Below are 7,281 nucleotides of genomic sequence, written 5' to 3' on the forward strand. Positions count from 1 at the left end.
ACTGGTGCAGGCATTTGTGCTTGTTCACCGCGGTCGAGGCCGAGCGGGTTTCGATGATCCCGGCTTGGAAGGCTTCGATGTCGGCCGTGGTGTTCTCGGCGGGGCATCGGCGGCGTCGTCGGCGTCGGGGGAGTGCTCGGCGACGTAGCGGGCGAGCTGGGTGGCGGCCGGCAGGTAGTTGTGGCGGGTGGTCTCCGGGTGGTTGCCGGAGCGCGGTGCGCGGTCCCAGTCGCCGCGCTCACGCTCCGCGGTAGGGCTCGTGCGGGTGCGAGCCCGGGTGCGGGTGGAAGCGGGCGATCTCCGGTGGGTGCACGACGAACGGGCGCATCATGCCTTCGTCCTCGTGGTCGAGGATGTGGCAGTGGTACATGAACTGGCCGGTGGACGCACCGAACCGCGCCAGCACGCTGACCCACTCCCCACCGCCGACGACGGTGGTGTCCTTGCGCCCGCGCTCGAAGTCCTCCAGCGGGACGTCGGTGAACCCGTCGGCCGGGGAGCGGGTTCCGCCGAGCGCCACGTCGAAGTCGGCGGTGAAGCGGCGGCGCGCCTGGATCCGGAACTGCACCAGGTGGACGTGCATCGGGTGCGGCGGCCCGCCGAAGCTGATGAAGTTCCACTCGACGACGGCGTCGTGCGCGATGAAGACGCTGACCGTGTCGTCGAACAGCGACGCGACCTGCCGGAAGGTGCGGGTTCGCCCGGTCCGCGGATCGGTCACCTGCACCACTCCCGCGGCGGGCAGCGGTGGCACCTCGTGCGCGGCGAGCTCGCGCAGTTCCCACAGCTGCGGGTGCGCCTCGCCGCCGGTGCCGGGCGGCACGAGCCCGACCCACACCTGGTCGTGCTCGCCGGGCAGGTGTGCGATGCGCTCCGGTCCCGCGGAGAGCACGTCGGGCAGCCGCGAGGTGTCCTGCGCCCGCCCGCCGCGCACCCGGAACTGCATGACGTCGGGTTCGAGCGCGGCGTCGGCGGCGGTGTTGGTCAGCCGCAACGGCCCCCGCACCCGCCCGAAGTCCACGACGAGGTCGGCGCGTTCGGCGGGAGCCAGCACGAGCCCGTCCGCGGGCAGCGGGACCGGCCGGGGCAGCAGCCCGCCGTCGGTGCCGATCTGGCGCACCACGGCGTTCTCCGACGCGCCGTCGGCGTCGATCAGGTTCAGCCGGTAGAACCGGGCGTTCGAGGTGTTGACCACGCGGAACCGGTAGGCGGCCGCGTCGACCTCCAGGTGCGGCCAGATCATCCCGTTCACCAGGGTGAACGGGCCGGTGAACGGGATCATCGCGGTACCGATCGCAGGCACCTTGAACAACAGCCGCCCGGTGAGCTCGCCCGCGGCGTCGGTGTCCAGGTTCCGGTCGCAGATCAGCAGCGGGACCTCCCGCTCCCCGTCCGGCAGCCCCAGCGCCCGCTCCCGGTCGTCGCGGAGGAGGTACGCGCCGAACAGTCCGGCGTGACGTTCCAGCGCGTGACGGCCATCGCGTGGTCGTGGTACCAGAGCGCCGCGGCGGCCTGCCGGTTCGGGTGTTCGGTGAGCTGGGAGTGCCCGCGCAGCACGGCGTTGTGCGCCCACCCGTCGCTGCCCGCGTTCGCGTCGGCGCCGTGCAGGTGCGTCACCAGCCAGGCGGGCAGTTCGGCGACGCCGTCGACGAACGCGGCGCCGTCCGCGGGACTGCCGTCCGGATTCCGCGGGTAGCCGGGCCGGTTCGCGGGCAGTTCCTCCGGCGGGGTGCCCGCTGGTGGCTGCGGCACCCGCACGGCGGTGAGCGGCATCGTCCCGGTGATCTCGTTGGTCCACGCCACGCGCAGCATCCGGTCCCGCCGCACCTCGATCGTCGGGCCGGGGAAGTGCCCGTCGTAGGTCCACAGCACCGTTTCCGGCAGTTCGCCGTGCAACCGGGCGCGGGCGGTGATCGCCCGGATCGTCAGGTCCGCGTCGCAGCCGTGCGCGGTCGGCCGCAGCACCGGGGGAACCGGCAGCGGGTCCAGGAACTTCGTCAGCCCGAACGTCGGGCCGCGGAATTCGGCCACCGACGGCCGCGTCGAGATCTCCACCATGGTTCCCCCTGGTCCAGTGCGGGAACCGCGGCGCCTCCCCGAGATCCCCGTTCCCGCGCGGCTGATCGCGAATTCCGCGCTCCCCTGGAACGGCGATCCCACGCCGCGGCCCGCGGGCGGCCCCGGAAACCGCCCGCAGGTGCTCAGTGGACCGGAGGATTCCGTTGGCGCACAAGGCATCGGGACCGATGATCACCCGCTAGCGGCAAGGTGATCACTCGAACGGGAGCCGCCAGCCCGAATCCTCCGCCGCGCCACGGGTTCCGGCCGGGACGATCTCCGGGATCTCGGTCCCGTCACGGCATCAGCCGGGACAACCGCCGGTACGAGTCGAGCAGCGCCTCCTCGTCGTAGCCGCTGGTCGTGATCAGCAGCTCGTCCGCCCCCACGTCGTCCAGCGCGGACTGCAACTGGTCGGCGACCTCCGCCTCGGTGCCGTGCACGTGACCGCGCATCGCCCGTTCGAACTGCTCGGCCTCCCGCCGGTCCAAGTCCCGGGCCAGCACGTCCTCCGCGGGCTCCAGCGGCGGGAAGACGCCGTGCACGCGGGAGCTCGCCGTCGCCCACGCCTCCGGCACCAGCAACCGCCGCGCCCGCTCGGTCGTGGCGGCGACCGCGACGGAACGGGACAGCACCACGTGCGGGCGCCGCGACCACGGTGACGGCCGGAAGCGCTCGCGGTAGCCGCGGACCGCGCGCCGCAGCGCCTCGTCGCCGCGCACCGCCGCGATCACCAGCGGCAACCCGGCGGCGGCCGCGTGCTCGGCGCCCGCGCCGGTGGCCAGCACGAACACCGGCAGGCGCAGCCCGGTCGCGGGCATCGCGCGCACCGCCGCCTCCGGGCCGCCGGTGAAGTGGCCGAGCAGTTCGTCGAGCTGCTCGGCGAACCGGTCCGCGGACTCGCGGCCGTGGCCGAGGGCTTCGCGGACCGCGGCGGTGAACCCGACCGAGCGCCCCACGCCGAGGTCGATGCGCCCCGGGTGCAGCGACTCGAGCACGCCGAACTGCTCGGCGACGACCAGCGGCCGGTGGTTCGGCAACATCACCCCACCGGTGCCCACCCGGATGTGCGAGGTCGCCGCGGCCACTGCCGCGGCGAGCACCGCGGGCGCGGAACCGGCCACGCCGGGCACCCCGTGGTGCTCGGCCACCCAGAACCGGTGGTAGCCCAGCCGCTCGGCCTCGGTCGCGAACCGGACGGTGCGGCGCAGGGATTCCGCCGGGCTCCGTCCGCGGAGCACGAGCGAGCGGTCCAGCACGGAGAAGCGCAGCGGGGTCGTCACACCACTCCCAACACTGCCGCGCACGAGCTCGATTCCGCACCGGACCGGTCCCGTGGCCGATCCCACGTCCACCGAATGGGACTCGCTTCCCGCTAGTTGGGCAGCGAGGGTTACCCTGCGTGTGCTCACTTCTGGTCTGAACGTGTGAACAGGGAGGTTCCGGACCATGGCGGTCGGCCACGTTCCCGGTGACGTCGCGGATGGCACCGCGCCGCGCAATTCCACTCGCCAAGTCGTGGTGGCCAGCCTCGTCGGGACCTCGATCGAGTTCTACGACTTCTACGTCTACGCCACCGCCGCCGTGCTGGTGTTCCCCAAGCTGTTCTTCCCCGCGGGCGACCCCACCGCGGCGACGCTGCAGTCGCTGGCCACCTTCGCCATCGCCTTCATCGCCCGCCCGGTCGGCTCCGCGCTGTTCGGGCACTTCGGCGACCGCATCGGCCGCAAGTCCACGCTCGTCGCCTCGCTGCTGACGATGGGCGTCTCGACCGTCGTCATCGGGCTGCTGCCCGGCTACGCCTCCATCGGCGTCGCCGCCCCGCTGCTGCTGGCGCTGTGCCGGTTCGGCCAGGGCCTCGGCCTCGGCGGCGAGTGGGGTGGCGCGGCGCTGCTGGCCACCGAGAACGCTCCCGCGCGCAAGCGGGCCTTCTTCGGGACCTTCCCACAGCTGGGCGCCCCCATCGGCTTCTTCGTCGCGAACGGCCTGTTCCTGCTGCTGTCCGAGACGATGGACGACGCCACGTTCCTCGCCTGGGGCTGGCGGGTGCCGTTCCTGGCCTCCGCGATCCTCGTCGTCGTCGGGCTGTGGGTGCGGCTGAGCCTGCACGAGACGCCCGCGTTCGCGAAGGTCGTCGAATCCGGTGCGCGCGCCAAGGTGCCGTTCGTGCAGGTGTTCCGCACCGGGCTGAAGGGCCTGGTGCTGGGCACGTTCATCATGCTGGCGACCTACGTGCTGTTCTACCTGATGACCGTGTTCACCCTGTCCTACGGGACTTCGGAGGCCGGGCTCGGCTACAGCCGTTCCGAGTTCCTGGTGTTCCTGCTGATCGGCGTCGTGTTCTTCGGACTGACGGTGCCGGTGGCCGGTCTGCTGGCCGACAAGTTCGGCCGCCGCCCCACGCTGCTGATCATCACCGCCGCGATCATCGCGTTCGGACTGCTGATGGGCCCGTGGTTCGGCGCGGGTTCGCTGCCCGCGGTGCTGAGCTTCCTCGTCGTCGGGCTCGGGTTGATGGGCCTGACGTTCGGCCCGATGGGCGCGGTGCTGCCCGAGCTGTTCCCGACCGCGGTGCGGTACACGGGGGCGTCGGTGTCCTACAACCTGGCGAGCCTGCTCGGCGCGTCCGTGGCGCCGTACATCGCGACGTGGCTGGCCGGCTCCTACGGCGTCGGCTGGGTCGGGGTGTACCTGGCGGCGATGGGTGCGCTGACGTTCATCGCGCTGCTGCTGAGCCGGGAGACGCGGGACGCCGCGCTGGACTGACCGAGCTCGTCGTGGGGGCCCCTCCGCACCGGAGGGGCCGTCGGTCGTTCAGCCGATTTCCGCCGCACCGATCCGGCTTTCCGGCCGAGGCGTCCCGGCCCCAAGTCCGATCCAGCACCCACCACCACCGCCCTAGCCTCGAACCCGGCCGGCCGATCTCCGGCGGCACGAGGATTCGAGGTGAGCGCAGTGACCCACGTGGACGTTCCCGCCCAGGACGGCGGCATCCGCCTGTCGGACGCCGACCGGGCGGAGGGCATGCGGCTGCTCAACGAGCAGGTCGCGGCGGGATGCCTCACGTCCGAGGAGTTCGCCGATTGCGCCATCCAGCTGGAACAGGCCCGCACCCGCGCCGAACTGCTCGCGCCGTTCCGCGACCTCCCGCAGCCGCACCCCCGCTTCGACGACACCGTCCCGGCGGAGCGCCCCACGGCGGTCCCCGCGGCCGAGCCGGCCCGCCCGGCCCCGCACCTGCGCTACCTGATCACCGCCGTCGTGGCCCCCTGCGCGATCGTCGGCACGCTCACGGGACTGGAGTCGGCCGCGTCCGAACCGTCGCGGCTGCTGCAGGCCTCGCTCGTCGTGGCCGGGCTGTACCTCGTGCAGCTCGTCGCCGGGTACCTCTCGGCGCGCTGACCCGATCAGTCCAGGCCGAGCGCGCGCAGCAGCCGGGGCACGAACTCGGCCTGCGCCGCCACCAACTTCCGCTGCGCCGCGTCCGGGTCGAACCACTCCGCCCGGTCGACCTCCGGGAAGGTCGTGGTCCGACCGGAACGCGGCGGCCACGGCAGCTCGACCTCGTTGCTGCGCAGCTCCGCCACGTCGAAGTCACCGGCCGCGGCCCACGCGGTCACGACCTTGCCGCCCTTCTGCCGGACCTCCCCGAGCTCCACCAGCGCGCTGGTGTCCGGCCGGAACCCGGTCTCCTCCTCGAACTCCCGCAGCGCGGCCGCCAGCGGTTCCTCGCCGGAGTCGTACTCGCCCTTGGGCAGCGACCAGGCGCCTGAGTCCTTGTTCCGCCAGAACGGGCCGCCCGGGTGCACCAGCAGCACCTCCGGGGAACCCGCCCGCATCCGGTGCAGCAGGATGCCCGCGCTGCGCTTCGCCATCCGGCGACCGTACCGCCGAGCGCGCACGCTGGGGACGTGGAGCGGGTGGTGCTGCACGTGGACCTCGACCAGTTCATCGTCGCCGTGGAACTGCTGCGGCGCCCCGAACTGCGCGGCCGGCCCGTCCTCGTCGGCGGTACCGGAGACCCCACCCGCCGCGGCGTCGTCGCCGGATCCTCCTACGAAGCACGGGAATCGGGCGTCCGATCCGGCACCCCGCTGCGCACCGCCGCGAAGCGCTGCCCCGGCGCGGTGTTCCTGCCGCTGGACGCCGACGCCTACCGCGCGGCGCCCGAGACCTACTACGCGGCGCTGCGCGAACGCTCCGACACCGTGGAGGAAGCGGGCTGGGACGAGGCGTACCTGCTGCTCGACACCGACGACGCGACCCGCACCGCCGCCGAACTGCGCGCCCACGTGCACGCGCGCACCGGTCTGAGCTGCTCGGTGGGCATCGGCGACAACAAGCTCCGCGCCAAGACCGCTTCCGGCTTCGCCAAACCCGCGACCGGAACCGGCGTGTTCCGCCTCGACCGGTCCAACTGGGCGCACGTCATGGACGGTCTGCCCGTCGACGCGCTGCGCGGCATCGGCCGCCGCACCGCCGCGAAGCTCGGCACCCACGGCCTGCGCACCGTCGGCGAGCTCGCCGCCGCCGACCCGTCCGCGCTCGCCGAGACCTTCGGCCCCCGCAACGGACCCTGGCTCGTCGCCGTCGCCCGCGGCTACGACCCCACCCCGGTCGACCCGGCGCCGTACCGTCCCCGCTCCTACGGTCGCGAGATCACCTTCCAGGAGGACGTCACCGACCCGGAACGGCTGCGCGCCGAACTCACCCGCCTCGCCGCTCTGGTCGCCGCCGACCTCGCCGAGCACGACCTGCTCGCCGGACGCGTCGTCGTCAAGGTCCGCGACTCCCGCTTCCGCACCCGCAGCCACGCGCACCGCCTCGCCGGCCCCACCCGTTCCGCGGAAGCCCTCGCCGCTGCCTCCCGCGAAGCACTCACCGCGCTTCCCCGCGATCGCCCCACCCGCCTCATCGGCACCCGAGCAGAGCTCCTGACCAGCGCAGATCCGGTAAAGGAGGGGGGATGAAGATCCTCTGCGTACGGTGCGCTAAGCTTTCCATACACCGCAAGACAGCGGGTGTGGCCGGGACGTGGCGCAGCTTGGTAGCGCACTTGACTGGGGGTCAAGGGGTCGTGGGTTCGAATCCCGCCGTCCCGACGGTCTAAATAGCAGGTCAGGGGGGGGGGCCCCCCCGGGAAGCCGCCGCCCGCCCACGAGCAGGGGGGTGGTGGGTGAGGGGAAAACAACCGCGCGAGTGACGAGAACCGAACCCCCACAC

Annotated in this window: 7 protein-coding genes and 1 tRNA gene; 4 read left to right on the top strand and 4 right to left on the bottom strand. The window is 72.9% G+C overall.

The window, feature by feature from the left end:
* Nucleotides 1-238 precede the first annotated feature (238 nt).
* The 3 genes from LCD35_RS18505 to LCD35_RS18515 all read right to left on the bottom strand — a co-directional run bounded on the left by LCD35_RS18505 (nucleotide 239) and on the right by LCD35_RS18515 (nucleotide 3,341).
* Entirely contained in the window at nucleotides 239-1,303 is a 1,065-nt protein-coding gene (locus LCD35_RS18505; RefSeq protein WP_225044563.1) for a multicopper oxidase family protein, read from the bottom strand.
* A 62-nt stretch (nucleotides 1,304-1,365) separates the two neighbouring features.
* Nucleotides 1,366-2,058: a multicopper oxidase domain-containing protein gene (locus LCD35_RS18510; protein WP_224959878.1), complete on the bottom strand. Its 693-nt coding sequence runs from the start codon at nucleotides 2,056-2,058 to the stop codon at nucleotides 1,366-1,368.
* 296 nt (nucleotides 2,059-2,354) lie between these two features.
* Complete coding sequence (locus LCD35_RS18515; RefSeq protein ID WP_224959876.1) at nucleotides 2,355-3,341, bottom strand: MsnO8 family LLM class oxidoreductase; 987 nt, start codon at nucleotides 3,339-3,341, stop codon at nucleotides 2,355-2,357.
* A gap of 166 nt (nucleotides 3,342-3,507) precedes the next feature.
* On the opposite strand from LCD35_RS18515, the gene LCD35_RS18520 reads away from it, so the two are divergent.
* Both LCD35_RS18520 and LCD35_RS18525 read left to right on the top strand, forming a co-directional pair.
* Nucleotides 3,508-4,824, top strand: a complete 1,317-nt coding sequence (locus LCD35_RS18520) for an MFS transporter (protein WP_224959874.1) — start codon at nucleotides 3,508-3,510, stop codon at nucleotides 4,822-4,824.
* A 180-nt stretch (nucleotides 4,825-5,004) separates the two neighbouring features.
* The gene (locus tag LCD35_RS18525; protein ID WP_224959872.1) at nucleotides 5,005-5,460 is read left to right on the top strand and encodes a DUF1707 domain-containing protein; all 456 of its coding nucleotides are present in this window, start codon (nucleotides 5,005-5,007) and stop codon (nucleotides 5,458-5,460) included.
* 5 nt (nucleotides 5,461-5,465) lie between these two features.
* Here the strand turns inward: LCD35_RS18525 and LCD35_RS18530 are convergent, their stop codons facing one another.
* Nucleotides 5,466-5,933, bottom strand: coding sequence for an NUDIX domain-containing protein (locus LCD35_RS18530; protein ID WP_224959871.1), 468 nt, complete (start codon nucleotides 5,931-5,933; stop codon nucleotides 5,466-5,468).
* 36 nt (nucleotides 5,934-5,969) lie between these two features.
* On the opposite strand from LCD35_RS18530, the gene LCD35_RS18535 reads away from it, so the two are divergent.
* Entirely contained in the window at nucleotides 5,970-7,028 is a 1,059-nt protein-coding gene (locus LCD35_RS18535) for a DNA polymerase IV (protein WP_225044534.1), read from the top strand.
* 58 nt (nucleotides 7,029-7,086) lie between these two features.
* A tRNA-Pro gene (locus LCD35_RS18540) sits at nucleotides 7,087-7,160 on the top strand.
* Nucleotides 7,161-7,281: the final 121 nt, after the last annotated feature.

Source organism: Saccharopolyspora sp. 6V (genome assembly GCF_020176785.1).
Taxonomy (GTDB): domain Bacteria; phylum Actinomycetota; class Actinomycetes; order Mycobacteriales; family Pseudonocardiaceae; genus Saccharopolyspora_C; species Saccharopolyspora_C gregorii.

Excerpts from the sequence above, each read along its gene's own strand:
- LCD35_RS18510 (WP_224959878.1), bottom strand. The coding sequence starts at position 2,058 with ATGGTGGAGATCTCGACGCGGCCGTCGGTGGCCGAATTCCGCGGCCCG.
- LCD35_RS18520 (WP_224959874.1), top strand. The coding sequence starts at position 3,508 with ATGGCGGTCGGCCACGTTCCCGGTGACGTCGCGGATGGCACCGCGCCG.
- LCD35_RS18530 (WP_224959871.1), bottom strand. The coding sequence starts at position 5,933 with ATGGCGAAGCGCAGCGCGGGCATCCTGCTGCACCGGATGCGGGCGGGT.